General features: G+C 59.1%; 16 protein-coding genes, 1 tRNA gene, 2 rRNA genes, 4 pseudogenes and 1 other annotated feature. Of the genes and pseudogenes, 13 read left to right on the forward strand and 10 right to left on the reverse strand.

Going from position 1 to position 25,900, the window contains the following annotated elements:
* Positions 1 to 455: 455 nt before the first annotated feature.
* The 3 genes from AWT76_RS10855 to phnE all read left to right on the forward strand — a co-directional run bounded on the left by AWT76_RS10855 (position 456) and on the right by phnE (position 3,002).
* Positions 456 to 1,340, forward strand: a complete 885-nt coding sequence (locus AWT76_RS10855; RefSeq protein WP_072247653.1) for a phosphate/phosphite/phosphonate ABC transporter substrate-binding protein — start codon at positions 456 to 458, stop codon at positions 1,338 to 1,340.
* Positions 1,341 to 1,428: 88 nt separating this feature from the next.
* Positions 1,429 to 2,214 (forward strand): phosphonate ABC transporter ATP-binding protein, encoded by a 786-nt coding sequence (locus tag AWT76_RS10860; RefSeq protein WP_072246371.1) that lies wholly within the window; start codon positions 1,429 to 1,431, stop codon positions 2,212 to 2,214.
* Positions 2,211 to 3,002 (forward strand): phosphonate ABC transporter, permease protein PhnE, encoded by a 792-nt coding sequence (gene phnE / locus AWT76_RS10865; protein ID WP_072246372.1) that lies wholly within the window; start codon positions 2,211 to 2,213, stop codon positions 3,000 to 3,002. The genes AWT76_RS10860 and phnE overlap by 4 nt, the downstream gene beginning before the upstream one ends.
* Before the next feature lie 103 nt (positions 3,003 to 3,105).
* Here the strand turns inward: phnE and AWT76_RS10870 are convergent, their stop codons facing one another.
* Positions 3,106 to 4,038, reverse strand: a complete 933-nt coding sequence (locus tag AWT76_RS10870; RefSeq protein WP_072246373.1) for a LysR substrate-binding domain-containing protein — start codon at positions 4,036 to 4,038, stop codon at positions 3,106 to 3,108.
* A gap of 177 nt (positions 4,039 to 4,215) precedes the next feature.
* On the opposite strand from AWT76_RS10870, the gene ugpB reads away from it, so the two are divergent.
* From ugpB to AWT76_RS10900, 6 genes and pseudogenes are all read left to right on the forward strand, one after another.
* Positions 4,216 to 5,535 carry a sn-glycerol-3-phosphate ABC transporter substrate-binding protein UgpB gene (ugpB, locus tag AWT76_RS10875; protein WP_072246374.1) on the forward strand — a complete coding sequence of 440 codons (1,320 nt, stop codon included), beginning with the start codon at positions 4,216 to 4,218 and terminating at the stop codon, positions 5,533 to 5,535.
* 71 nt (positions 5,536 to 5,606) lie between these two features.
* Positions 5,607 to 6,491, forward strand: a complete 885-nt coding sequence (ugpA, locus tag AWT76_RS10880; RefSeq protein ID WP_072246375.1) for a sn-glycerol-3-phosphate ABC transporter permease UgpA — start codon at positions 5,607 to 5,609, stop codon at positions 6,489 to 6,491.
* A 10-nt stretch (positions 6,492 to 6,501) separates the two neighbouring features.
* Entirely contained in the window at positions 6,502 to 7,350 is an 849-nt protein-coding gene (ugpE, locus tag AWT76_RS10885) for a sn-glycerol-3-phosphate ABC transporter permease UgpE (protein WP_072246376.1), read from the forward strand.
* A 3-nt stretch (positions 7,351 to 7,353) separates the two neighbouring features.
* Positions 7,354 to 8,406 (forward strand): sn-glycerol-3-phosphate ABC transporter ATP-binding protein UgpC, encoded by a 1,053-nt coding sequence (gene ugpC / locus AWT76_RS10890; RefSeq protein WP_072246377.1) that lies wholly within the window; start codon positions 7,354 to 7,356, stop codon positions 8,404 to 8,406.
* Positions 8,403 to 9,296 (forward strand): glycerophosphodiester phosphodiesterase family protein, encoded by an 894-nt coding sequence (locus AWT76_RS10895; protein WP_072246378.1) that lies wholly within the window; start codon positions 8,403 to 8,405, stop codon positions 9,294 to 9,296. The genes ugpC and AWT76_RS10895 overlap by 4 nt, the downstream gene beginning before the upstream one ends.
* Positions 9,297 to 9,539: 243 nt before the next feature.
* Positions 9,540 to 9,758 (forward strand): annotated as a pseudogene (locus tag AWT76_RS10900) (7-cyano-7-deazaguanine synthase); the annotation flags it as partial.
* A gap of 41 nt (positions 9,759 to 9,799) precedes the next feature.
* Here AWT76_RS10900 and AWT76_RS10905 read toward each other — a convergent pair.
* Together AWT76_RS10905 and AWT76_RS10915 are read right to left on the reverse strand one after the other, a co-directional pair.
* Positions 9,800 to 11,031, reverse strand: a protein-coding gene (locus AWT76_RS10905; RefSeq protein ID WP_141655913.1) for an IS3 family transposase whose coding sequence is annotated in 2 segments (ribosomal slippage) — positions 9,800 to 10,737 and positions 10,737 to 11,031 — 1,233 coding nt in all. Because the reading frame shifts where the segments join, the coding sequence is not laid out codon by codon here.
* Positions 10,628 to 10,744, reverse strand: a sequence feature (AL1L pseudoknot). It overlaps the preceding gene by 117 nt.
* A gap of 396 nt (positions 11,032 to 11,427) precedes the next feature.
* The gene (locus tag AWT76_RS10915) at positions 11,428 to 12,483 is read right to left on the reverse strand and encodes an alpha/beta hydrolase (RefSeq protein ID WP_072246379.1); all 1,056 of its coding nucleotides are present in this window, start codon (positions 12,481 to 12,483) and stop codon (positions 11,428 to 11,430) included.
* A 98-nt stretch (positions 12,484 to 12,581) separates the two neighbouring features.
* On the opposite strand from AWT76_RS10915, the gene AWT76_RS10920 reads away from it, so the two are divergent.
* The 4 genes from AWT76_RS10920 (at position 12,582) to AWT76_RS10940 (ending at position 17,822) form a co-directional block, all read left to right on the forward strand.
* The gene (locus AWT76_RS10920) at positions 12,582 to 14,258 is read left to right on the forward strand and encodes an alpha/beta hydrolase (RefSeq protein WP_072246380.1); all 1,677 of its coding nucleotides are present in this window, start codon (positions 12,582 to 12,584) and stop codon (positions 14,256 to 14,258) included.
* 519 nt (positions 14,259 to 14,777) lie between these two features.
* Positions 14,778 to 16,232, forward strand: a complete 1,455-nt coding sequence (locus tag AWT76_RS10930) for a metal-dependent hydrolase family protein (RefSeq protein WP_245638808.1) — start codon at positions 14,778 to 14,780, stop codon at positions 16,230 to 16,232.
* Positions 16,232 to 16,975 carry a hypothetical protein gene (locus tag AWT76_RS10935; protein ID WP_072246383.1) on the forward strand — a complete coding sequence of 248 codons (744 nt, stop codon included), beginning with the start codon at positions 16,232 to 16,234 and terminating at the stop codon, positions 16,973 to 16,975. The genes AWT76_RS10930 and AWT76_RS10935 overlap by 1 nt, the downstream gene beginning before the upstream one ends.
* A 76-nt stretch (positions 16,976 to 17,051) precedes the next feature.
* A complete protein-coding gene (locus AWT76_RS10940; protein ID WP_082700176.1) occupies positions 17,052 to 17,822 on the forward strand; it encodes a linear amide C-N hydrolase in 771 nt (256 codons plus the stop codon).
* 50 nt (positions 17,823 to 17,872) lie between these two features.
* Here the strand turns inward: AWT76_RS10940 and istB are convergent.
* From istB to AWT76_RS10975, 7 genes and pseudogenes are all read right to left on the reverse strand, one after another.
* A pseudogene (gene istB, locus AWT76_RS10945) lies at positions 17,873 to 18,445 on the reverse strand (IS21-like element helper ATPase IstB); the annotation flags it as partial.
* 26 nt (positions 18,446 to 18,471) lie between these two features.
* Complete coding sequence (locus AWT76_RS10950) at positions 18,472 to 19,698, reverse strand: IS256 family transposase (RefSeq protein WP_072245038.1); 1,227 nt, start codon at positions 19,696 to 19,698, stop codon at positions 18,472 to 18,474.
* Between the two features lie 94 nt (positions 19,699 to 19,792).
* A pseudogene (locus AWT76_RS10955) lies at positions 19,793 to 20,065 on the reverse strand (ATP-binding protein); the annotation flags it as partial.
* Positions 20,055 to 21,681: pseudogene (istA, locus tag AWT76_RS10960) on the reverse strand (IS21 family transposase). The pseudogenes AWT76_RS10955 and istA, both read right to left, overlap by 11 nt.
* A gap of 396 nt (positions 21,682 to 22,077) precedes the next feature.
* Positions 22,078 to 22,154 (reverse strand) — tRNA-Met (locus tag AWT76_RS10965).
* Positions 22,155 to 22,187: 33 nt separating this feature from the next.
* Positions 22,188 to 22,302: ribosomal RNA gene (rrf, locus tag AWT76_RS10970) — 5S ribosomal RNA — on the reverse strand.
* A 131-nt stretch (positions 22,303 to 22,433) separates the two neighbouring features.
* Positions 22,434 to 25,337: ribosomal RNA gene (locus AWT76_RS10975) — 23S ribosomal RNA — on the reverse strand.
* Positions 25,338 to 25,900: the final 563 nt, after the last annotated feature.

Raw genomic sequence — 25,900 nt, forward strand, 5'->3', positions numbered from 1 at the left:
GTTGCGGCCAGCATTCAGACACATCTGCGCCACAATTCAAACCCGCGTCGGACAGTGTGCGCCTTGCCCAGAAAGCCGGCCGCAGCCGATTCGTAAAACGTTAAGCATGCGCGCCAGTCAGCTTCGAGGACATGCGGAAATGATCCCCGAGAAGTGGTCCAAGCCCGGAACAGTGACAAAGGTTCACGGTAGAGACCATCGTCTAGGTTGATGCGTATAATCAGTCGGGCGCGCGATCTGCCAAGCGTTCAAATGCGAAAACCTCCCCGAATGGCAACGCAAACAAGCCGATGTTTGGCAAACGAAGCCCCATCTATTTTGTTTATCATGGCGGATCACGGCGCGCGCACGGGGCCACCGGGCACCATTGGCCGCGCAGGATGGACTGTCATAGACCCGTCATGCAGCACTGTTAGGGTCCCGCGGAATAGGGCTTAAAACAGGAGATGTTCACTATGACCCGACTGAAGCACTTCACCGCACCGGCCGCCATTGCCGCTGTTCTTCTTGCAGGCGCTGCAAATGCGCAATCCGTGGCCGATGCTTGCCCCGCGCCGCTGCGCATGGCCGATACCGGCATTGAAGGGATGGGCGATCTGAGCGAAGCTTTCGGTCCGTTTGCCGAAACCTTCGAAGAACTGACCGGGGTTGAACTGGCCCTGTATTCGCTGTCGAACCGCACCGCTGCGGGCACCGCGCTGCAATTCGACGAAGTTGAATTCGTCTTTGCCGGGCCGTCTGAATTCGTGCTGTTCCAGCAACTGGCCGAGATGGACATTCTGTTCTCGATCGTGCGTCCGCATTATGGTTCCAGCTTTGTGGTCAAGGCTGACAGCGACATCCAGTCGCTGGCCGACCTGAAGGGCAAGCGCGTGGCGCTGAAGGATGTTGGCTCCACCTCTGGGCACATCTTCCCGATGATGCTGATGGCCGAAGCCGGGCTGGACCCCGAGGCCGACGCAGAGATCATCATGGCCGGTGATGCACGCATCCAAGTGCTGATCAATGACGATGTCGACGCAATGGGCGGCGGCAACAAGGACTGGGACGCGATCCGCGAGCAAGACCCCGACACCGAATACCGCCTGTTGGCACAGACCGACACGCTGCCCGGTGACCCGGTCGTGATGCGCGCCACCCTGCCGCAGGATTGCCGCGACGCTCTGCGCGCAACCCTGGCCGAGCATTCCGACGTGCTGTGGGAAAGCCTGACCTCGACCGAGCGCAATGCCGACAAGTTCATCGAGCGCGACGCCTATATGTCGTTCGAGACGGACCCCGCCATCTACGATGTCGTGCGCATGGCGTACGAGGTTGCCGGGATCGCTCTGGACGACTGAACAGCGTGACCTAAACGTGTTGGGCGGCCTTTCTGCGGGGAGGGCCGCCCATCATTGTTGACAGAATGAAAGACAAGGGGGCCGTCAGATGAATGCAGCCATAACCTGTGAAGATGTGCGTGTCAGCTATGGCGACCTGCAAGTTCTGCGCGGGGTGTCGTTTGACATTCCTGCGGGGCAAGGGGTTGTTTTGCTGGGCGCAAACGGCTGCGGAAAATCTACCTTGTTGCGCAGCCTGAACGGGCTGGAAAAGCTGCAATCAGGCCGCGTGATGATCCATGGGGCCAGCCTGACCGACGCATCGCGCCGCGATTTGCGGAAGATCCGGCGCAGCATGGGTTATGTGTTTCAGCAATTCAACCTTGTGCCCCAACTAAGCGCCTTTCAAAACGTGCTGCTTGGGGCGATGGGGCGGCACCGGCTGGGGCTATTGTCTTGCCTTGGGCTGACAGCATCGGCAGAGGAACGCGCCCGCGCCATGGCCTGTCTGGACCGCGTGGGCATGGCAGATCGCGCGCAACACCGCCCATCGCAGCTATCGGGCGGGCAACAGCAGCGCGTGGCGATTGCACGCATGCTGATGCAGGCCCCGAAAGTGGTGATCGCGGATGAACCCATCGCAAGCCTAGACCCCAAGGCCGGGCGCGAGGTTCTGGACCTGTTATGGCGGATCGTGCGCGAGGAAGGGTTGAGCATGCTGTGTACGCTGCACCAGCTTGAACTGGCGCAGGAATATGCGGACCGGATCATCGGCATGAAAGCGGGACAGGTCGAGATTGATTCCGCCATTGCCGAGACCGACAGCGCGCAGATGAATGCGCTTTACAGCGGCATGACCCGGGTCGATGCCATTGCCGGGGGAACCGCAGCATGAACACGAATTCTTCCATCCCGCCGCGTTTTCGCGCGCCATCGGCGCTGACTTGGGTGCTGGTCGTTGGTTTTGCCGCGTTTTTCATACAGGGGCTGATTGCTTCGGATCTGTCGCTGGACCGGCTGGTGCGCGGGGCCAGCAACCTTGTGCGCTTCATCGCGCAGGCCGTGCCGCCGGATTTTTCGCGCGCGCCCAATATTGCCGATGCCATGCTGGAAACGCTGAATATTGCCGTGGTGGGTGTGACCTTTGGCTGTCTGTTTTCCATTCCGCTGGCCTTGCTGGCGGCACGCAACACCGCCCCGAACGCGGTTGTGCGCACATTGGCACGGTTTGTGATTTCGGTTTCGCGCACCATTCCTGACCTGATCTGGGCGCTGATTTTCGTGGTGACCGTGGGTCTGGGGCCATTGGCAGGCATTCTGGCCATTATCATGGACACGATCGGCTTTGCCGCGCGGTTTTATTCCGAACGGTTCGAGGAAGTTCAGAAAGGCCCGTCAGAGGCGCTGACATCGACCGGCGCAGGCCGGTTGTCGGTCATCTTCGGCGCGATCCTGCCAGAGAGCTTTGCCTCCATGACCGCGACATCGCTGTTCAGCGTAGAAAAGGCGATCCGCTCTGCCGTAACGCTGGGACTTGTCGGCGCGGGCGGGATTGGTGTGGAATTGTCTACAGCCATGCGCCTGTTCCGCTACGATCAGGCAGCCGCGATCATTCTGGTCATTCTGGTGGTGGTGATCGTGTTCGAGCAGCTGTCTTCCAGCATTCGCAAGCGGATTATCTAAGCGCAGCCGCTGCGCCCCGAACAAAACCGCGCGGCCTTGGTAGGCCGCGCGCCGCACGGTGGCGCTGGTGAGCGACCTGTCGTAGCCTGCCCGGCGTCGCCTGTTATTGACCGGTCATGGGCGATTGGCGGCGCAGTGCAAACCGTTTCAGACTGTTCGAAAACTCTTCTATGAACTCCAGCGCGATCAGCGAGGGGGCTTTGTGGATGGGTCTGACCAATGACAGACGGTGCGGCACCACAGGCGCGAATGGGCGAAATGCGACCCCACGCGCAGCATATTGCACGGCATCCAATTCGCTGATGACCGAGACCCCTGCCCCATGCCGCACGAATTCGCAGGCCGTGGTGAATTGTCGGGCCTCGATAAAGGTTTCTATTGGCGCTCCCTCTTGCTCGAATACAGCCTGCAACCGGCGGAAATAGTCGCTTTCCCGGCGCGCATGGATCAGTTTTTGGCCAACCAGATCACGCGGCCGGATAACGGATAACCGCGCAAGCGGGCTTGTTTCGGGAAAGATGCACACCGTTCGTATGTCAATGGATGTGCTTTCCAGCGCGGGGTGGCCTTCGAATCCGTCCGTGTCCGTAATCCCGACATCGAATTGCGCGCCGACCATCCATTCAAGAATGCGCTCTGGCCGGTCGGGTTCCAATGTCAGGGTGACATCGGGCCGGCCGCGCAGAAACCCGGCCAGAAATTCGGGCAGGTAGCTCACCGCAAAGCCCGGCAGACAGGCGATCCGCAACTCTCCGGCCTTGCGCTGGATGATGCTGCGTCCCGCATCAGAGATCCGCTCCACCAATTCGATTGAGCGCTTGATATCGGGCAGCAAGAAGCGGGCTTCTTGCGTGGGTGCAAGACGGCCTTCGTGGCGTTCGAGCACGGGGAAACCAAGCGATTCGGTCAGATCGGCCAGCAGACGGCTGACCGCGGGTTGCGAGATGCCGAGCGCCTGAGAGGCACGCGTCATCGTGCCGTGCTCGACAACGGCCAAGAGGGCCTCAAGCTGGCGCAAGCTAAGTTGTCGGTCCATGATTTCCCCAATAATTCCACGAGGCCACAATTTCCATAACACAATATTATGGCTATGTGTTGGAAAATTGCCTTGTCTTATATGTGTTACATTGCTCTTGTATCGACCTGACAAGCGGCCGCCAACGGGTCGCGATCGACAGAGCTTATCAACCCTATCTCCTAGAAGGAGTATGAGATGAAGAAACATGTTTTCGGGGCCTGCTTGGCAACCGCCACAGCGCTTACGCCGGTTTGGGCCAACGCTCAGACAACGATCAACTGGTGGCACGCCATGGGCGGGGAACTGGGCGAAATTCTTGAAGCGATTGCTGCTGACTTCAATGCCAGCCAATCCGAGTTCGAGGTCGTTCCCAGCTTCCGCGGAACCTATACCGAAACGATGACCGGCGCGATTGCTGCATTCCGCGCAGGCGAGCAGCCGCACATCGTGCAGGTGTTTGAAGTCGGCACCGGCACCATGATGGCGGCCGAGGGTGCGATCTACCCGATTCATCAGCTGATGGCAGACAACGACGTCGCGTTTGACCCGGAAGCCTTTCTGCCGGCTGTCGTAGGCTATTACACCGACCCGAATGGCAACATGCTGTCGTTCCCGTTCAACAGCTCTACGCCGATCATGTATTACAACAAGGATGTCTTCGAGGCCGCTGGCCTTGACCCCGAAGTGGCCCCTGCCACATGGGCGGATATCGAGGCTGCGTCGGTTGCGATTCTTGAATCGGGTGCCGCACCTTGCGGGTTCACGACCTCTTGGCCAAGCTGGATCATGCTGGAAAACTTCAGCGCATGGCATGACATCCCGCTGGGCACGCTGGAAAACGGCTTTGGCGGTTTCGGCACAGAATTTGTGTTCAACAACGAGCATGTCGTGCGCCATTGGGATAACCTGAAAGCTTGGCAGGATGCAGGTGCATTCCGCTGGGGCGGCCCGGATTCCGGCCCTGACGCGTTCCCTGCCTTCTATTCTGGCGAATGTGCAATCGTGTTCGGGTCTTCGGCCAGCCGCGCAGGCGTGCTTCAGAATGCCGAATTCAACGTCGGCTACGGCATGCAGCCCTATTATGATGATATCGAGGGCGCACCTCAGAACTCGATCATCGGTGGCGCAACCCTGTGGGTGCTGACCGGCAAGGACGACGCCGAATACCAAGGCGTGGCACGTTTCTTCGAATACCTGTCGCAGCCCGAAGTTCAGGCAGAGTGGCATCAGCAGACCGGCTACCTGCCGATCACGCAGGCTGCCTATGATCTGGGCGCAGAGCAGAATTTCTACGCCGAAAACCCCGGCGCAGAGATTTCCATCCAGCAGATGACGCTCAACACGCCGACCGCGAATTCCAAGGGTCTGCGTTTCGGTAGCTTCGTGCAGATCCGCGACATCATCTCGGAAGAGATGGAAGCGGTGATGAGCGGCGCAAAAACCGGCCAGCAAGCTGCGGATGATGCCGTGCGTCGCGGCAACGAATTGCTGCGCCAGTTCGAAGCGCAAAACTGATCCAACCCCAACCACGACACCGCCCTGCGCAAATCGCAGGGCGGTGTTTTCCCACATAGCAAGGCCGTTTCATGCAAACCAAGCGGATGACCTTTTCCAGCAAATGGTTGCCTTATGCGCTGCTTGCGCCTCAGGTGATCGTGACGTTGATCTTCTTCATCTGGCCCGCGGCACAGGCGCTGTATCAATCGCTCTTGCGGCAAGACATATTCGGGCTGAGCACCGATTTTGTGGGCTTGGACAATTTCTACAGGCTTTTCGCCGACCCGCTTTATCTGAACTCGCTGAACGTGACCTTCTGGTTTGCCGTCGGCACCACGTTGCTGTCCATGTCGGTGTCGCTTCTATTTGCGGTGATGGTCAACCGCATGATCCGCTCGCGCGACAGCTACACCACCTTTCTGGTCTGGCCCTATGCGGTCGCCCCTGCGATTGCGGGCGTGCTGTGGTGGTTCATCTTCAATCCATCCATCGGGATCATGCCGTATATGCTGGAAGGTTTGGGGTATGACTGGAACCACCGCGCGTCGAGCACCGACGCCATGATCCTTGTTATTATCGCGGCGGCATGGAAGCAGATCAGTTATAATTTCCTGTTCTTCCTTGCCGGGCTGCAATCCATTCCGCAATCGCTGATAGAGGCGGCCGCCATTGATGGCGCGAGCCGCTTCAAACGCTTCTGGACGATTGTCTTTCCGCTGCTCTCACCAATCACCTTTTTCCTGATGGTGGTGAATGTCGTCTATGCCATGTTCGACACCTTCGGCGTGATCCATGCCACCACCGCGGGTGGACCTTCACAGGCCACGAATATCCTTGTCTACAAGGTCTACCGCGACGGGTTCGTGAACCTGAACCTTGGTTCATCCGCCGCGCAATCGGTCATCCTTATGGGGATCGTCATCGTGCTGACCGTCATCCAGTTCCGCTATATCGAGCGGCGCGTGAATTACTGAGGACATGGCAATGGTCGAAAATAACCGCTGGGGCAATCTGTTTGCCCATCTGGTGCTGATCCTTGGTGTCGCGATTGTGGTCTTTCCGGTCTATGTGGCGGTGATCGCCTCCACCCATCCGCCCGGAACCTTTGTTCGCGGGGTGATGCCGCTTTTGCCGGGGCCGAATGCGCTGGAAAACTACATGACCGCAATCACGCAAGGCCGGTCGCAAGCAGGCACGCCGCCGATCAGCGGGATGCTCTGGAACAGCTTTGTGATGGCCATGGCCATCACCGTTGGCAAGTTGTCAATTTCGCTGCTCTCGGCCTTTGCCATCGTCTATTTCCGCTTTCCGTTCCGCATCTTCTTCTTCTGGATCATTTTCCTGACGCTGATGCTGCCGGTTGAGGTGCGAATCCTGCCGACCTTTCAGGTCGTGGCCGATCTGGGAATGCTGAACAGCTTTGCGGGCCTGTCGATCCCACTGATCGCGTCGGCCACGGCGACCTTCCTGTTCCGGCAGTTCTTCATGACGGTTCCCGAAGAAATGATGGAAGCCGCCCGCGTCGATGGTGCCGGACCGATGAAGTTCTTCAAGGATATCCTGCTGCCGCTCTCGATCACCAATATCGCCGCGCTTTTCGTGATCATGTTCATCTATGGCTGGAACCAGTATCTGTGGCCGCTGCTGATTACGACCGACCCTGAATATTACACCATCGTCATGGGTATTCAGCGCATGGTTACCGGCGGAGATTCCGAGCCGCTTTGGCATCTGGTCATGGCGACGGTCGTGCTGGCCGCCCTGCCCCCCATTCTTGTCATCTTGTTCATGCAGCGCCTGTTCGTGAAGGGCCTGACCGAGACGGAGAAATAAAACATGGCTTCCATAAAAATGGACAACCTCGGCAAGGTCTATACGGGCAATGTCCGCGCCGTCAGTGATGTGAATATCGACATTGCCGATGGTGAAATGATCGTGCTTGTCGGCCCCTCTGGCTGCGGAAAATCCACGCTTCTGCGCATGGTCGCAGGTCTGGAAACCATCACCGAAGGCACGCTCAAGATCGGCGACCAGGTGGTGAACCAGCTTGAACCTGCGGAACGTGATATCGCGATGGTGTTTCAGAACTACGCGCTCTACCCCCATATGACGGTGTTCAACAATCTTGCCTATGGCCTGAAGAACCGTGGCTTCCGCAAAGACGAGATCGACCGACGCGTGCGTGACGCCGCCGCGATGCTGGAAATAAAGCAATTCCTTGACCGCAAGCCGCGCCAATTGTCTGGCGGTCAGCGGCAGCGCGTGGCGATGGGCCGCGCGCTGGTGCGCGAGCCGAAGGCCTTTCTCTTTGACGAACCGCTTTCGAACCTTGACGCCAAGCTACGCGTGCAGATGCGGGTCGAAATCCGCCAATTGCAAAAGCGGCTTGGCACCACCTCTCTCTATGTCACGCATGACCAGTTGGAAGCGCTTACTATGGCCGACCGGCTTGTGGTGCTGAACGCCGGGCAGATCGAACAGATCGGCACACCGATGGAGGTCTATCTGCGCCCGGCCACGACCTTTGTGGCAGGTTTTATCGGATCGCCCGCCATGAACATGCTGCCGGCAGACTATCTGGGCAAACTGGTTTCAAGCGATGCGCTGACGCATCTGCCCGCAGGGGCCGATCTGATTGGCTTGCGCCCAGAGGATCTGTCGCTTGACCCGGCGGGCGATGATGACATCTCGCTAGGCGGGCAGTTGGTGCTGCTAGAACCTGCCGGGGCCGAAAGCCACCTGCATCTTAGCTTTGACGGAGTCAAGGACACGATCATCGCGCGCCTGCCGCATGTGCCCGACGTTCAGGAAGGACGTCAGCTGACCTTCAGCATCAAGCGCGACAAGCTGCACCCGTTCAACAAAGCGACCGGCAAGCGCGTGGCATGACCCTGAATCCGTTTCGGCGTCCGCATGGTGCCCCCATTGTCTACGGTCATCGTGGCGCGCGCGGCGTGCTGCCGGAAAACACGCTTGCAAGCTTTCGCTACCTGCGCAGGACCGGCGCGCAAGGGCTAGAGATTGATGTGCAGAATGCGGCAGGCCAAGTGCCGGTCGTGGTGCATGACCCGTTTGTGCCAATGCAGATTGCGCGCGACCCGGATGGCACGTGGTTGCGCGCAGCAGGGCCGAAGATTCGGGACCTGACCCTTGCGCAGCTACAGGCTTATGATGTCGGGCGTTTGAACCCAGACCATGCCTATGGCAAAGCCTATCCGGATCAAAAACCGTGCGACGGCGAACGCATACCCAGCTTTGAGCAAGTCTTGGACTGGGCGGCAGGCGAAAGCGGCTTGATCCTGAATATCGAGATCAAATCCTACGCCACGCGCGACGACTTGGCCGATGCGCCCGCGGTGCTGGTCGAGGCCCTTTTGCAGACGCTGGCGCAGCATCGCCTGCCCGGAGAGGTCTTGGTGTCGTCTTTCGATTGGCGCGTGCTGGATGAAGTGCGCCAGCAGGCACCGGATCTGGCGCGCGGGTATCTGACCTATGAACAACCCGGCGACCATCTGACAGTGTTCGAAGGCTCACCTTGGATGGCGGGGCTTTCACTGTCAAAACATGCGTGCAACCTGCCCGAACTGATCGCCGCGCAGGGCGGGCAATGCTGGTGCGCCTATCACCGCGATCTGACCGAAGCGCGGATCAGACACGCGCAGGATCTGGGCCTTGCGGTAAACGCATGGACAGTCAACACCCCCGAGGATATCGCGCGGATGATCGCGCTGGGGGTGGATGGCATTATCACGGATTATCCCACGCGCGCCATAGGCTAGAAATCTGGCGCGGGTTCCGACGGGCTGGGCAGAAATCTTTGCAACCTTGGCCGGTCGCATTCAACGGCGCGCCACTGCGATAAAGCCCGCGCCATGACCTACAGCTTATGCCGCAGCCGCTTGGGGCATTGATCGGCTGACTTGGGCTTGATCGAACCGCTTGCCCTTGGCCTGCGGTGAAAATTGTTTTATGCACACATCTCCGGTCGCAGCCTACCCGGATACCAAAACAAGGGTTACATAATGAAGACAGTCGTCATCTGCTCTGGCGGGCTTGATTCCGTGTCTCTTGCGCATATTCTGGCGCAAGACGGAAAGCTGACCCGCCTTCTTTCTTTCGACTATGGACAGCGCCACCGCAAAGAGTTGGGCTATGCCGCACTTTGTGCGCAAAGGTTGAATGTTCCCCATGACATCATCGATCTTCGCAGCATCGGTGCGGCGCTGACGGGCTCGTCTCTGTGAACCGCCCCGGGTTTACCGGAGGTTTTTTTGTTCAAAATTTACGCGACTTTTTCAAGGTTGTTCATGCTTGCATAGAATTGCTCCTCTACTTCTTGGGGCGGTTTGTGGCCAATTGCGCTGTGCAACCTTTCGGTATTGTACCAGCTCACCCATTGCAGGGTTTCCCACTCGACCTGGCTCATTGATTTCCACGGGCCAAGAAAGTTGATCACCTCAGTCTTGAACAGGCCAATTGTGCTTTCGGCGAGAGCATTGTCATAGCTGTCACCGACGCTTCCAACCGAGGTATCGATGCCCGCGTCCGCCAACCTTTCGGTATACCGGATGGATAAATATTGGCTGCCCCGATCCGAGTGGTGGATAAGGCCATCGCTTTCCGCAGGACATCTTTGGCAGACCGCCTGGTTCAATGCATCGAGGACGAAGCTTGTTGTCATAGAGGTGGACACTCGCCAACCTACGATTTTGCGGGCGAAGACATCGATGATAAAAGCAACATAGACCATGCCCCGCCAAGTCGATACGTAGGTAAAGTCGGACACCCAGAGCTGATTGGGGAATGCCGCTTTGAACTGCCGGTTGACCTTGTCATCTGGGCACGGCTGGGCGGGGTCAGGGATCGTCGTCTTCTTCTTGCCGCGGGTAACCCCATGTAATCCTGAGATTTGCATCAAGCGCTCGACTGTGCAGCGGGCGATGTCTTGCTTGTCGCGGCGAAGCTGATGCCAAACCTTGCGTGCCCCGTAACGCCCTCTGCTTTTCTTGTGGACCTGCTTTATCTTAACCAAATCGTGGGCATACTGCTTGGCCCGGTTGCAGGCCAAGTCAGGATTGCGGGCAATCGCGGCACGCGCATAGAAGGTAGATGGGGCAATCTGCAGTACACGGCAGATCGGCTCGACCCCGAACACCTCTCGGTGATCTGCGATGAAAGCGGTCATTTGCGAAATGGGCGGTCGAGCTCCGCCTGGGCAAAATATGCCGACGCCTTCTTCAAAATCTCATTTGCTTGGCGCAGTTCGCGGTTCTCTCGTTCGAGTTCCTTGATGCGTGCCTTCTCTTCGCTGCTGGGACCAGAGCGCTCACCAGCATCCCGGGCCGCCTGCACGTGCCACGCTCGTAAAGTGTCTGGCGAACAGCCAAGCTTTGGCGCAATCACACAATATGCCGCGTTATCGCTGCTGTAATCAGGCCGCTGATCGCGGAAAAGCCGAACCGCACGTTCGCGGAATTCGGCGGTGTATCTCGGGGTTTGCTTCTTCTTGTCCATGGGGGCCATCTTCTGAGAGTTTTACCCTCCGGTAAACCCGGGGCGGTTCAGTCTTCAGTTTTTAACAACCCGCTGGGCTGCCGGTGGCTCAGCGCCCAGAAAATGGCAGCGTCAGCCCAGCGCAGTGCACGACCGTCAGCAACTATTTCGGATCCTCACGAAAGCTACAGCATTTGTGGGGTGCACAACTGGGGTAAGAGCTTAGGTTTGATGTGCCCGCAAATTGGCCGGTTCGTTGAACAAAAAGCTGAAATTCAAATCAGTTTCAAAGCGTGAGTTATGCCGCAGCTCCGTATGGCTGCTCCGGGGCATAGCCGACGAAACATGACATTCGTCATCGCATCCCGCGCCCCGGATCGCGCCCGCCGGCGTGTCTAGGCTGCGTGGCGCTGCGGGTCAATCCATACTGTCACCGTCAGTGCCCCGCAACCGCCACAAGTTATGCCCCGTCACATGCAGGTTCCGGCGCTCGGCGGCATGCAGTCCACCATTCAACAACTGATCCAGATCACGGCCCACAATGGGGTTGTAGATGTGATAGAGATGTCCCGTCGGGCTGTCGCTGGGCAGATCGCTCAAGTCGATGACCTCCACGCCTTCCAGCGTTTCGACGTCGTTGCCAGCCTGACCCAGCCGGGGATAGCCGTGAAGTTGGGCCGATATCGCGAGCGGCCGGTCACCTGTCGTGACGTAGATCGTGATGTTGTCAACAATCCCACGGATGCGGGGGAGCAAACGTTGAAAGATTCCGAAATCCATGTCTGGGGCAAGCAGAACGACCTCATCGAGACGTATGTCGGGCTCGCGGCTTGCGACTTCGTAAAGCGCCAGCACGATCCCGCGCGCCCCGAGGCTGTGCCCAATGACATCTGCCGCACCGCCGCCGAAGCGTCTTTCAAGCTCGATGATCGCATCGGCGATGTCCGGGACGCTCCAGTACAGGTCCGCCTCGTCATGAATATAGGAGGCCAGGGACCCATCTGAGGGCCAACTGAACCAAAGGAAGCGCCCCGCTAAATTCGCGTTGTTCCGCAGCAGCGCGGCTCGCCGACAGCCTTTCTCAAAACCGATGTAGTATCCGTGGACGTACATGGCGGGAGCATCCGCGCTGCTCTGCAACCCGTCAAAGATGCGCGCGGGTTCAACCATAGCAACGTCGTCGACGAACAGAAACTCTTCCCGTATAAAGGGCGGAGCAGCGGCCGCGAGCGAGGACAGACCCCGGAAATCGAGTTCGCCAACACGGCAGCGTCCCGCGCTCAGGACGCTTCGCTCATCCCCGAACAGATCCGCCGGCACGTCGGCGCCCGTTTGATTGCGCAACGTCAGGAACGGCACGACGTCATCGTCCGGTTCGGTCTGGGCGCTTGACGGTCGCGGCACGCCCATCATCAATGCAATGCAGATCAGAACCGCACTTGCACGCCATGCTATTGAAAAAGTTCGGGGCATTTTGTGTCCTGAAACTGCCGGGTAGAGACATACCTTTCATTATGGATCGAATGAATGATAGAAGAAACAGGAAACACGCGCTTACCTCAGAGGCCCGCATGACGGAAAAATTCACATCTCGTCTGACAGGTGTATTCTCGGTTTCCTCCCTGCTGCTGGGTCTCGTCTTTTTCTCCGCTTCTCTGACCCCCTCGCTGATCCCTCGCGGGCCCGAAATGCAAGGTGTGCTCGGCGGCCTCGTGACCGCGCTGGGATACCTTTGTGCGCAAATCCTTGCGCTGCTGTGGTGGGCCTTAGACCTGCCGCGCCTTCCAGCCCGCATCGCGCGGTGGCTGACATGGGCCTCGGCCTCGGCGGTCGCGGCGCTGTTCCTCTGGGTGCTAGGCTCCAGCCTCGAATGGCAAAACGACCTGCGCGGCAAGATGGACCTGCCGCCGGCCGATGCTTTGCATCTTGCCGTGATCCTCGCACTCGCAGTGCTAACTTTTGCCGTTACTTACGGCATCGGCCGGCTAGTGACTTCGTTCTTCCGTCTGATCCGGGCATGGTTCTATCGCGTCATGCCGCCGCGCCGCGCGAATGTCCTTGGCTTCGTCGCGGTCGTGCTGATCCTTTTGGTCGTAACACGCGACGGCATCCTCGACAGGGTCGTCGCGGGTCTCGACGAAAGCTACGAGCTGGCGCAGGCGCTTTTCGACAACGCGCCGCCCCCGCCGGAGGACCTGACCAAGGCAGGTAGCCCGGCCTCCTTCATCGATTGGGGCGGAATAGGCGCGCCGGGACGCGACTTCATCACGTCAGGGCCTGACGCCGCGGCTATCTCGGCCTTCACCGGGCGCGAGGCGATAGACCCGATCCGCGTCTACGTTGGGCGCGCGAACGGGGAAACGCCAAGGGAACGAGCCGAGCTGGCGCTGGCCGAATTGCAGCGGCTCGGTGCCTTTGAGCGTGAGGTGCTTATCGTCGCAAGCCCAACCGGGACAGGCTGGATGGACCCTGGGGCCCACGACCCGGTGGAATACATGCACGGTGGCGATATCGCGACAGTCGCCGCGCAATATTCCTACCTGCAGTCACCGCTTGCGCTGATCCTTGAGACGGACGCCGGGCTCGAGCAGGCTACCGCTTTGCAGGAGGTTGTTCACGGCTATTGGAAGACACTGCCGCCCGAAGCGCGGCCGCGGCTATACGTCCATGGCCTGAGCCTTGGCGCCTGGTCTTCGATGCATGCCACCAACATCTTCCGTCTTCTCGACGATCCCATTGATGGGGCCTTCTGGGCCGGGCCACCGTTTTCATCAGCCTTTTGGAACTACGTCCAGAACCGGCGCGCGCCGGGCAGTCCGTGGGTGCTGCCAACGATCGGCGACGGCTCACTCGTGCGTTATGCCTCGCACGTCTCCGACGCTTCGGAAGCCGCGGCACCATGGGGTAGGATGCGCATCGTTTTCCTGCAATATTCCAGTGACCCGGTCGTATTTTACGATCCCGCTTCGCTCTGGCGGGCCCCACCATGGATGCGCGATCCGCCAGCGCAAGACATGTCGGATCATTTCACGTTCATGCCTATCGTAACACAATTCCAGCTCGCTCTCGACATGGCGCTGTCTTTCGGGGCACCACCGGGGCACGGGCACGCCTATTTTGCGCGGGACTATATCGGCCCTTGGGTGCGGGTAACCAGCCCGGCGAACTGGACGAAGGCCGAGACGGACCGCCTGATATCACACTGCGACAACGGGTTTCAGGCGGGGTGTTCAAATGGACAGCCATGAGTTGGGATTACTGACGCGGGACCGAGAAAGGGCACCATCCGTCCAGCTGGGCGACCCGGTGAGCGTTGTAAGTGAAAGCGAATAGCAGGGGATCGACGCCTGAAGGACAGCCACGAGATCAGCGGCATGGATCGTCGGCATTCAAGTAACCGATTCAGAAGAGCGCAAGTTGCGGCGGTAGCGCATTGCCCGACCCCTGTGGGCGCTGGACGTTCACCTCCAGCCATACGGTAAGGAGGATGAGTTCTGTAAGAAAGGTAAGGGTTCTTGTGTCGGAACGCACGGGAACCTCCCCTAAAAACGCAAGAATGGCACCATATCCCTCCTTGTCGCGCATGGGATCGCGTAGCGATCGACCGGCACAACGGAGGTTCATGCTCATTGCGGGATCACCGCAACTTGCGGTACAAATCATGTGATGGCGCGACGGTTACTCTTTGAAATCGATGAAACGATGCTAAGATCACTTAAGTAAAGTGTTATTTTTAATATACGATGAAAGGATGCTGCCATATGTGCATGACGTGTTGCGAAGCGATTGAAGCGGGTGCTGCGGCAATCGATTGCTGTCTCTGCGGCGCGCCGCAGACCCAAGCCGCATTTGCAAGGATCGAAGCTGACATCTCAAGGCGCCAGTTTCTAGGCGGTACCGCTGCCGTGATCGGCATGTTCGCGGGCTTCGGCCTGGCCCCGCGCGAGTTGCGTGCGCAGACGCCGGGACGCCCGACTCTCCTGACGAACCTCCGCTTCTTCGATGGCACCACCCTCGCAATGCAGACCGGCCGCGACATCCTTATCGCGGACGGCCGTATCTCGGCCCTGCCCGCGACAGGTACGGGCCCGGAAGATGCCGACGTCATAGACTGCGGCGGGCGCGCAGTGACGCCGGGTCTGATCGACTGCCACTGGCACGCGACCCTGGTCAGCGTGAGCCAAGTCGCGGCTCTGACACAGGATATTGCATTCATCCATCTTGTCGCGGGCCAAGAGGCCGGCGCGACACTTATGCGCGGCTTCACCACCGTGCGCGACACCGGCGGACCCGTCTTCGGGCTCAAGATGGCCGTGGACCGCGGCGTGGTGGCCGGGCCGCGCATCTTCCCCTCGGGCGCCATGATCTCCCAGACCTCGGGCCACGGCGATTTCCGGTTGCTGAGCACCCTGCCGCGCATGGACTCCGATCCCGCCGACTACACCGAGCGCACCGGCGTCGCGGCCATCGCGGACGGGCGCGACGAGGTGCTGCGCCGGACCCGCGAGCAGCTCATGAAGGGCGCGAGCCAGATCAAGATCATGGCCGGCGGCGGCGTCACCTCGCTCTACGATCCGCTCGACACGGCGCAGTTCCTCGAGGAGGAGATGGAGGCCGCCGTCCGCGCCGCCGCCGACTGGGGCACCTATGTCTGCGCCCATGTCTATACCTCCGAGGGCATCCAGCGCGCCTTGCGGGCGGGCGTCAGATCCATCGAGCACGGCCAACTTGCCGACAGCGAGACGATCCGGATGATGGGCGACGCCGGCGCCTGGTGGTCGATCCAGCCCTTCCTCGAGGACGAGGATTCGAACCCGCGCACCAATCCCATCCAGCAGGCCAAGGCCGAGGAGGTCGCCCGCGGCACGGTGCGCGCCTTCGAGGAAGGCCGGGCGGAGGGCGTGAACATGGCCTTCGGCACCGATATCCTTATGAACCCCGGTGCTTCGCGAAGTCAGGGCCGGCAACTGGCGAAGCTGACCCGCTTCATGCCGCCACTCGAAGCGCTTCGCATGGCCACTGGCAATGCCGGAGAGCTGCTTGCGATGTCCGGTCCGCGCGATCCCTATCAGGGTCGTCTCGGCGTCATCGCCGAGGGCGCGCATGCCGACATCCTCGTCTGGGACGGCGATCCTGAAACCGATCTCGATTTCCTCGATGATCCCACCAACAACCTGCGCCTCGTCATGAAGGGCGGTCGAGTTTTCAAGGAGACGCTTTGATGCTTCGTAACACAACCTCATCTGCGATCGGGGCACTGGTCGCCGCTGCTTTTTTCACCACCGCACCAGCTGCAAGCCATGCACAGGACTGGACTGGGCAGGTCACGCTCTATGGCTGGGGCGCAGGCGTCGGCGGCGACTTAACGCCATTTACCGGCGCGCCGACCCTGTCCTTCGACAAGTCATTGACCGAAGTTCTGAAGGACCTTGACGCCGCTTTTTTTGCGACCGGCTTCGCACGGCGTGGCGACTTTGTCGTGTTCGGGGATTTCACTTATTCTTCTTCATCCCGGAACGGCTTGACCCCAGGGGGACCGGCTTCGGGCGAGGTGACGATCACCTCGCTCACCCTTGCGGCAGGACAGCGCTTCGAAGCGGGAAGCGAGACAACCGTCGATGTCATGGGCGGCTTACGCGGCTGGAAATTGGACGGGTTGGTGTCGGCACCATTGGTCGGCGTCAGCCTTGCGCCCGAAAAGACATTCGTGGACCCAATCTTGGCGCTTAGGGTCAACACGCCCATCTCGGACAGATGGTCCGTGCTGTCTTATGCCGATTTTGGTGGGTTCGGAGTCGGGTCCGATCTGACATGGCAGGCCGCTGTCACCGCCAACTACCAGGCAACAGACAATCTGTTCCTGTCTTTCGGTTATCGGCACCTATACCTCGACTACCGAGACGGTGGCACGGTCTTCAAAGGCGCAATGAGCGGCCCGTTAATAGGGGCGACTTGGCGTTTCTGAGATGGTGCGCAAACCCTGCGCGACCGATATTTCTATATTCCGGCAGGTCTCTTATGATCGTGAAGGGAGAAATCAAATGAACCGTCTGAACACGACCCTTGCCGCGATCGCGTCGACTCTTGTACTTGTCGTGGCGCATGTGGCAGAGGCCTGTACGCGTGTCGTTTATCAGGGTCCTGACGGACGGATTCTGACAGGTCGCACCATGGACTGGAAACTGCCCATCGTCAGCAATTTATGGGCCTTTCCCCGCGGCATGGAGCGGAACGGTGCGGCCGGTCCGCGCTCGGTTGAGTGGACTTCGGTATATGGTAGTCTGATTGTTTCGGGCTACGAGATCTCGACCACGGACGGAATGAACGAGGAAGGGCTCGTAGTAAACCTGCAATGGGAGGTCAACGCAACTTATCCCGAGGATGATGGCGCGACACAGACGATCTCTCTTTCTGTCTTCCCGCAATATCTTCTGGACCGCTACGCCACCGTGGCCGAGGCCGTTGCCGACCTGCGCGAAAACCCGGTTCTCGTGCAGGGCGGTGCGGTGCCGGTCGGACCGCCTGGACGCGCGGCAACGGTACATATCTCGATGTCGGACGCCAGCGGGGACAGCGCAATTATCGAGTTCGTGGACGGCCAGATGGTCATCTGGCATGACCGCAGCTATCAGGTAATGACAAACGAACCCACCTTTGAGCGCCAACTGGCGATCCGCGAATACTGGCAGGGCGTGAACCCGCGGGAATTCATGCCGGGCACGGTGCGCGCGACCGACCGGTTCGTTCGCGCGAGCATCTACATCAACGCCGTCGAACAGACCTCTGACCTGTTGATTGCCACTGAGATTTGACCCGGCATTGTCACCGAGAACTGACCCACCCAGTGGTTATGTTCTGCGTATCATGATGGCGTCAATGCTGGTGTTTCCTTCCGTTTCTTTTTCGCTGTTTCTGAGCTGGCCTTGAAGCGGTAGCTGTCATTGCCGGTCTCCAGAATGTGGCAGCGGTGGGTGAGGCGATCGAGCAGCGCGGTGGTCATTTTGGCGTCACCAAAGACCGTAGCCCACTCGGCGAAGCTCAGGTTGGTGGTTATGATGACGCTGGTGCGCTCGTAGAGTTTGCTCAGAAGATGGAAGAGCAAGGCCCCGCCAGAGGCGCTGAATGGCAGGTATCCCAGTTCGTCCAGGATCACCAAATCGGTTTTTACCAGGGCCTCGGCGATCTTCCCGGCTTTGCCATGGGCCTTTTCTTGTTCCAGGGCATTGACCAATTCCACCGTCGAGAAGAAACGCACGCGCTTGCGGTGATGCTCGATAGCCTGGATGCCGAGGGCCGTCGCAACATGCGATTTCCCTGTGCCAGGCCCCCCGATCAGCACCACATTCTCTGCGCCATCCAGAAATTCGCAGCGATGGAGCTGGCGGACCAGAGCTTGGTCGTGTCGCGAATGCTGTGGAAATTTCCTGGCGGCCATCTCCGGGCATGTGATCTTTCGGTTTCTCAGGCGGCGAGGTCAAGAGGCATGGGTTCGAGGGGCTGAGACAAGGTTTCCCAGCCATCGACCTTGCGCATCTGGATCTGGCCGGAGGCGAGCAGCGCCCAGAGCAGCATGGGCACGGTCTCTGCGCAGGGCAGCACGGTCTGGGTCTTGATGCGGCGGCGGAATTCCCCGTTCAGGCGCTCGATGGCGTTGGTGGTCCGGGCCGATTTCCATTGTGACGGGTCGAGGCGGGTGAAGGTGAAGAGCCGATCTCCGGCTTCCTCCAGACTGTCAGCGACCGCACGGCACTTTAGCCGCCATTTGCGCAGGAAGGCCTTTCGGCGCGTCTCAATCTCGGCCGCGGTGTCGGCATAGATCATGTCGCGGTAGTCCTCGGTCAACTCGTCGTGGAGGTGCTTCGGGGCATGGGCCAGGAGGTTGCGATGCTTGTGAACCGTGCAGCGCTGGATCGGCAGGTCCTCGCCCCACAGCGCCACGAGGGCGGCCTCCAGTCCCGGGGCGCCGTCGACGATCACGAATTCGGGCCGCTTCAAGCCCCGTGCATCGAGGTCATCGAGGAACTGCCGCCATGCGGCCTTGCTCTCCCCGCCCATATTCCTGATGGAAAGCAGCACCTTCTGACCATCGCGGCGCACCCCGATTGCGGCCAGCACCGAGATGTTCGTGGCTTTCCGGTCCAGCCGGGTCTTGATCACGGTGCCATCGAGGATCAGCCGGACGATATCCTCGTCGGCCAAGTTACGCGCGGACCAGGCGTCCCAGTCGACCTTCACCTTGCGCCAGGCACGGCTGACCACGTCCTTGCTGACGGCACCCTCGAACAGCCCGAACAGCGCTCGCTTGACGCGCCGGGTGTTCGTACCTGCGAGATAGACCGCTGCGATGAGGGCCTCGGCCTTCTTCGTCAGCCGCTGGTATCGGGGCAGCGCTTTCGACCGCCACTCCGTTACCTTGCCTGTCTCATCTGCAACGCGGGCGCGAGGCACGATGACCGTCTCAGTCCCGAAGGTGCCGGTGAGTTGCCGTTCTCGGTGCCCGTGGCGATACCCTTTCGTGACTCCATCGCCCCGGTCATAGCGAAGACGGCCGAGGAAGCTGGCAAGCTCCTCCTCGAACACGGCTTCGATGGTCGCACGGACGTTCGCCCGCAACCGATCCTCGATCGGGTCAAACCCGGCCTCATGGGCCAGTAGCGCAAAGCTCGCAGTGTCGGTAATCTGGTTCATGGCGTGATCTCCCTGGCGGTTGCAGCCGCCGGTTGGGTGGGTGTCAGTTCACCCGGAGATTACGCCGCCCTCGAATTTCCACCAACTCCGAGACACGACCCAGAGCTTCACGCATTTCACTGGCGGCAAAGTCGAACGCGGACAAGTCCTTGTATGCTGGGAAGCGGGCTGCCTTCATGTGATATGCGATCGAGCGCACCTCGCGCTCGGCCATTTCAGCCTTTAGCAGTTGCGACAGGATCGGCATGGCAGCCTCGAATGCAGGCGCTCCCTGATCGAGTAGATCCTGCACGGCCTGCGCCATGCCTGGCATTTTAAGGCTGCGCAACATGATGATGAGAGCTGCACCGGCGGGGTCATGACGCATGGCGTGTTCCTCTCGTGGTGCGCAACCCATCGTAGCGCGCGACATTGGCCTCGGGCTCTTTGCTCAGCGTCAAGGCCGCAGGAGGGTTCACATCCGGCTGGTCGGTCAGTTTGCCATCCAGCAGCCTGTGGAGCAGGTTCAGAACATGGGTCTTGGTCGGCACGCCCGCCTCCAGAGCCAATTCCACGGCGCACAGGACGGCCTGTTCGTCATGGTGCAGCACCAAGGACAGGATATCGACCATCTCGCGGTCCCCGCCGGGCTGGCGCAGTATCTTCGCCTGTAACATGCGGAAGGGTTCGGGCATTTCCACAAAGGGAGCACCATTGCGCAACGCTCCGGGTTTACGCTGAACCACCGCCAGATAGTGGCGCCAGTCATAGATCACGCGCCCCGGCTGGCGGTGCGACCGGTCGATGATGCGCTCATGCGTGCAAATCACATGCCCCTCGGCGACGACCACCAGCCGCTCAGGGTAAATGCGAAGGCTGACGGGGCGGTTTGCAAAGCTGGCGGGCACAGAATAACGGGTGCGATCAAAGTTGATCAGGCATGTCGGCGAGACGCGCTTTCTTTCCTCGACAAAGCCATCGAACATTGTGGGGAGCGCCATCAGCGCAGGCTTCTCGGCTGCCCACACATCTGCGATGCTGCCAGGCAAGGTGCCATGCGCCGTCTCTGCCCATAGCAGCTTACAGCGTTCTTCCAGCCAAGCATTCAGCGCATCCAGATCCGGAAAGGCCGGCATCAGCTGCCACATGCGTCGTGCTGGAAGCACGCCTCCGGCGTGACGGCGCGCGTCGCGGACATTCTTCTCGACCTGTCCCTTCTCCCAGCCCGCTGCCGGGTTACAGAACTCGGGATCAAAAACGTAATGGCTGGTCATCGCCGTGAACCGCGCATTCACATCGCGCTTCTTGCCAAGTCCGACCTTGTCGACCGCCGTCTTCGTTCGGCCTGGCCTCGGACCCGTGGCGGCCAAGCCTCACTGTCATAGATGCCGCGGCTTGGGACGCCTTCGAAGACACGGAACGCATGCCAATGGGCATCAAACAGCATCTCATGCGTTTGCAGCAGATAGGCCCGCACCAAAAATGCCCGGCTGTGCGACAGCTTAACGTGGGCGACCTGCAGCTTGATCCGCTCACCGCCGACATAGGCCCAGTCTTCGCTCCAATCAAACTGAAAGGCTTCACCCGGCTGGAACACAAGCGGCACGAAGACACCCCGGTCGGTCGTGTGATACGCGCGCTGGCGTTCGCCTTTCCATTCACGAACGAAGGCCGCAACACGCTCGTAGGAACCGTCATATCCCAGCTTCACCAGATCGGCGTGCATCAGCTTCGCCGTCCGGCGCTCTTTGCGTGATTTGCGCTGATCCGAGACAAGCCAAGCTGTCAGCTGCTTGGCATATGGGGCGAGCTTGCTAGGACGATCCGGCGTCTGAAACGCCGGTTCAACAATCCCCTCCCGCAGATATTTCTTGATTGTTCGCGGTTCCTTCGAACCGATGGCAGTCACCGCTCACTGCGCGATATGCCCGTGCGCCGTGCAATCTCGCGAATGGGCATCTTGTCTCGCAGCGCCCATGTTCTGATTACCTTCAAAAATCCCATGTCGATCACTCCATTTGCCCCCAGCTGGTTCAAGCCGGGGCAAGGTTGCACATGGGTCAATTCTCAATGACAGTTTTGGCGATTACCGGGTCAAATCTCAGTGGCAATCAACAGAGATAGCACAGGAACTGGCTGAACCTGCCCCCTCCCCTGTCCGGCTGCACCCCAACCTGTCAGATCTCTACCGGCGCAAGGTCGAGCAACTCGCGGATAGCCTGCGCGACCCGGCCATACGGCCTGCGGTACTGGACACAATCAGAAGCCTGATCGAGGCGGTGACGGTGCATATTGATGAGGATGGGAATGTGACGCTGGCGCTGGACGGCGCGCTGAGCGCAATGATCGACACGTCGCAGCCCGGTGTGCTGCGCGGTGTTGATGCGGGTTCGGTAAAGGTGGTTGCGGGGACAGGATTTGAACCTGTGACCTTCAGGTTATGAGCCTGACGAGCTACCTGGCTGCTCCACCCCGCGGTGGTATGTTTAGAGGTTTAGGTTGATTATGAGGTTTGGCGGTGAGCTACTCTCCCACGTCTTGAGACGCAGTACCATTGCCGCGGCGGCACTTAACTTCCGAGATCGGGACGGGATCGGGTGTATTGCTCGCGCTATTGCCACCAAACCTGGTAATCAACCTTGATCAAGCGATGTATTATCGCTTGAGTGATACACATCGGTGGGGGATTTGAGCCCGACGATTTTGGTCATGCTTTTGTTGTGTTGGTCTTGGAATTGATCTGGTTGTTACTGGATCAAATCAAGCCGATCGAGCGATTAGTACCGGTCGACTGAGCGCATTGCTGCGCGTACATCTCCGGCCTATTGACGTGGTGGTCTACCACGGCTCTCAAGGGAGACCTTGTTTTGAGGGGGGCTTCCCGCTTAGATGCTTTCAGCGGTTATCCTGTCCGTTCATAGCTACCCTGCGCTGCGGCTGGCGCCACAACAGGTCCACCAGTGGAACGTTCACCCCGGTCCTCTCGTACTAGGGGCAACTCCTCTCAAGTCTCCAACACCCACGGCAGATAGGGACCGAACTGTCTCACGACGTTCTAAACCCAGCTCACGTACCTCTTTAAACGGCGAACAGCCGTACCCTTGGGACCTACTCCAGCCCCAGGATGAGATGAGCCGACATCGAGGTGCCAAACGATGCCGTCGATATGGACTCTTGGGCATCATCAGCCTGTTATCCCCGGCGTACCTTTTATCCGTTGAGCGATGGCCCTTCCACTCGGGACCACCGGATCACTATGGCCGACTTTCGTCTCTGCTCGACTTGTCAGTCTTGCAGTCAGGCGGGCTTATGCCATTGCACTCAACGAGCGATTTCCGACCGCTCTGAGCCCACCTTCGCACGCCTCCGTTACTGTTTGGGAGGCGACCGCCCCAGTCAAACTACCTGCCACACAGGGTCCCGGATCCTGGTTCAAGGATCGCGGTTAGACATCAAGAGTGCGAAGGGTGGTATCTCAAGGGAGGCTCCACGGGAACTGGCGTTCCTGTTTCAAAGCCTACCACCTATCCTGCACATCGCAATCCTGATGCCAGTGTGAAGCTGTAGTAAAGGTGCACGGGGTCTTTCCGTCTAACCGCGGGAAGCCTGCATCTTGACAGGCAATTCAATTTCGCTGAGTCCATGTTCGAGACAGCGGGGAAGTCGTTACGCCATTCGTGCAGGTCGGAACTTACCCGACAAGGAATTTCGCTACCTTAGGACCGTTATAGTTACGGCCGCCGTTTACCGGGGCTTCATTTCGGAGCTTGCACTCCTCCATTTAACCTTCCGGCACCGGGCAGGCGTCAGACCCTATACGTCGTCTTGCGACTTCGCAGAGCCCTGTGTTTTTAGTAAACAGTCGCCACCCCCTGGTCTGTGCCCCCCGCCCTTGCTTGCGCAAAGACGGGGCCTCCTTCTCGCGAACTTACGGAGGTATTTTGCCGAGTTCCTTAAACATGGTTCTCTCAAGCGCCTTGGTATTCTCTACCAGTCCACCTGTGTCGGTTTCGGGTACGGTCTGATGTGGGGCTATTTCCAGGGACCGCCTGGCTGCCCACCCAATCCGATAAGGGTGAACAACGTCCGCGATCCGTCACATCCCACTGGCCGAGGAATATTAACCTCGTTCCCATCGACTACGCCTTTCGGCCTCGCCTTAGGGGCCGGCTTACCCTGCTCAGATTAGCTTTAAGCAGGAACCCTTGGACTTTCGGCGACAGGGTCTCTCACCCTGTTTGTCGCTACTCATGTCAACATTCTCACTTCTGAACGCTCCACCGGTCCCTCACGGGCCGGCTTCACAGCAGACTTCTGATGCGTCCGTCACACCCCTTGGGGCATGCAAGACGCAAGAAGTACAGAACAGAACGCTCCGCTACCACGCACTTACGTGCATCCTAAGCTTCGGCTCATGGCTTGAGCCCCGTTACATCTTCGCCGCAGGACAACTTATTTAGACCAGTGAGCTGTTACGCTATCTTTAAAGGATGGCTGCTTCTAAGCCAACCTCCTGGTTGTTTTGGTCGTCCCACCTGCTTTCCCACTTAGCCATGAATTGGGGGCCTTAGCTGTAGGTCAGGGTTGTTTCCCTCTTCACGACGGACGTTAGCACCCGCCGTGTGTCTGCCAGATAGTACTCCCGGGTATTCGGAGTTTGGTTAGGATCAGTAAGCCTGTGGGGCCCCATTACCCATCCAGTGCTCTACCCCCCGGGGTATTCGTCTGACGCTCTACCTAAATAGATTTCGCGGAGAACCAGCTATCTCCGAGTTTGATTGGCCTTTCACCCCTAGGCACAGCTCATCCCGATCCTTTTCAACGGATGTGGGTTCGGTCCTCCAGTTGGTGTTACCCAACCTTCAACCTGGCCATGCCTAGATCACTCGGTTTCGGGTCTGATCCATCTAACTCGACGCCCATTTAAGACTCGCTTTCGCTGCGCCTACACCTAACGGTTTAAGCTTGCTAGATAGACCAAGTCGTTGACCCATTATACAAAAGGTACGCCGTCAGGGATCATGTCCCCTCCGACTGCTTGTAGGCGTCCGGTTTCAGGTCTGTTTCACTCCCCTCGTCGGGGTGCTTTTCACCTTTCCCTCACGGTACTGGTTCGCTATCGGTCAGCAAGGAGTACTTAGCCTTCGGGGGTGGTCCCCCGATCTTCGAACAGGATTTCACGTGTCCCGCCCTACTTGATACGTCCGATCATGCTTCGCATACGGGGCTGTCACCCGCTATGGCCTGCCTTTCCAGACAGTTCTGCCCACATTCACGGCTCGGCTGGTCCGCGTTCGCTCGCCACTACTAACGGAGTCTCTATTGATTTCCTTTCCTCCGGGTACTTAGATGTTTCAGTTCCCCGGGTTTGCTCTTTTAAGCCTATGTATTCAGCCTAAAAGTAACTGAGTATGCTCATTGTTAGCCACCACGCATCAACATACGCGCCCGGCCACCCAAAGGTGGCCACGGACCAAGGGTCCGCGCGGAGCGTATGTTATTGCGAAGCAATAACAACAAACAATCAGTTGGGTTGCCCCATTCGGAGATCGCAGGGTCAAAGCCTATTCTCGGCTCGCCTGCGCTTATCGCAGAGTATCACGTCCTTCATCGCCTCTTGCTGCCAAGGCATCCACCAAACGCCCTTATTGCGCTTGATTTGATCCAGAAAGAGCCAGATCGGTTCCCCGTTTTCACAGGCAACGTCACATGACAGGGGGCAACGGGCCTTTTGCGTTCCCGCGCCCCACGCTTCCCAAGACCAAAAGCATTGTACGTTTCCCGCCCTGGATTTTTTATGCGCTACCGCGCAGCTCACTTGAGCGCGTTGGCACCGCACTACCCGTCTCTACGTGCATAGATCGGGGCATCCAGAACAATTGGTTAGTGTACTTGACTTGGAATAGTCTCATGTCTTGCAAAGTCCGAAGACCCTGCAGGCATCTTCTCACGCGAAGATGCCAACATGACACTGATGTGTATCTCTCTAAACGATGTAAAAAGCAGCCGAAGCTGCCAACGTCCAACAGGACGATCAAGCACATGACCCATGTGCTTGATGATCGTGTTGGTCTTTCAAACTGCAACATCTCGACGATGTGCCGGGTGGAGCCACCCGCCAATCGACTTGACGATTGGCGCATAAAACAACCCTGGGCTTCACCAATGCGAAGCGTAGCTGGGTCTTGGTGGAGCCACCCGCCAATTCGCTTGCGAATTGGCG

It is taken from the genome of Roseibaca calidilacus, from assembly GCF_001517585.1.
Classification (GTDB): Bacteria; Pseudomonadota; Alphaproteobacteria; order Rhodobacterales; family Rhodobacteraceae; genus Roseinatronobacter; species Roseinatronobacter calidilacus.

What these genes read in the sequence shown, in the direction of transcription:
- ugpB (WP_072246374.1), top strand. Translation starts at nt 4,216, where the DNA reads ATGAAGAAACATGTTTTCGGGGCCTGCTTGGCAACCGCCACAGCGCTT.
- AWT76_RS10915 (WP_072246379.1), bottom strand. Translation starts at nt 12,483, where the DNA reads ATGCCCCGAACTTTTTCAATAGCATGGCGTGCAAGTGCGGTTCTGATC.
- AWT76_RS10935 (WP_072246383.1), top strand. Translation starts at nt 16,232, where the DNA reads ATGCTTCGTAACACAACCTCATCTGCGATCGGGGCACTGGTCGCCGCT.
- ugpA (WP_072246375.1), top strand. Translation starts at nt 5,607, where the DNA reads ATGCAAACCAAGCGGATGACCTTTTCCAGCAAATGGTTGCCTTATGCG.
- ugpC (WP_072246377.1), top strand. Translation starts at nt 7,354, where the DNA reads ATGGCTTCCATAAAAATGGACAACCTCGGCAAGGTCTATACGGGCAAT.
- AWT76_RS10920 (WP_072246380.1), top strand. Translation starts at nt 12,582, where the DNA reads ATGACGGAAAAATTCACATCTCGTCTGACAGGTGTATTCTCGGTTTCC.
- AWT76_RS10895 (WP_072246378.1), top strand. Translation starts at nt 8,403, where the DNA reads ATGACCCTGAATCCGTTTCGGCGTCCGCATGGTGCCCCCATTGTCTAC.
- AWT76_RS10930 (WP_245638808.1), top strand. Translation starts at nt 14,778, where the DNA reads ATGACGTGTTGCGAAGCGATTGAAGCGGGTGCTGCGGCAATCGATTGC.
- AWT76_RS10860 (WP_072246371.1), top strand. Translation starts at nt 1,429, where the DNA reads ATGAATGCAGCCATAACCTGTGAAGATGTGCGTGTCAGCTATGGCGAC.
- phnE (WP_072246372.1), top strand. Translation starts at nt 2,211, where the DNA reads ATGAACACGAATTCTTCCATCCCGCCGCGTTTTCGCGCGCCATCGGCG.
- AWT76_RS10950 (WP_072245038.1), bottom strand. Translation starts at nt 19,698, where the DNA reads ATGAACCAGATTACCGACACTGCGAGCTTTGCGCTACTGGCCCATGAG.
- AWT76_RS10870 (WP_072246373.1), bottom strand. Translation starts at nt 4,038, where the DNA reads ATGGACCGACAACTTAGCTTGCGCCAGCTTGAGGCCCTCTTGGCCGTT.
- ugpE (WP_072246376.1), top strand. Translation starts at nt 6,502, where the DNA reads ATGGTCGAAAATAACCGCTGGGGCAATCTGTTTGCCCATCTGGTGCTG.
- AWT76_RS10855 (WP_072247653.1), top strand. Translation starts at nt 456, where the DNA reads ATGACCCGACTGAAGCACTTCACCGCACCGGCCGCCATTGCCGCTGTT.
- AWT76_RS10940 (WP_082700176.1), top strand. Translation starts at nt 17,052, where the DNA reads ATGAACCGTCTGAACACGACCCTTGCCGCGATCGCGTCGACTCTTGTA.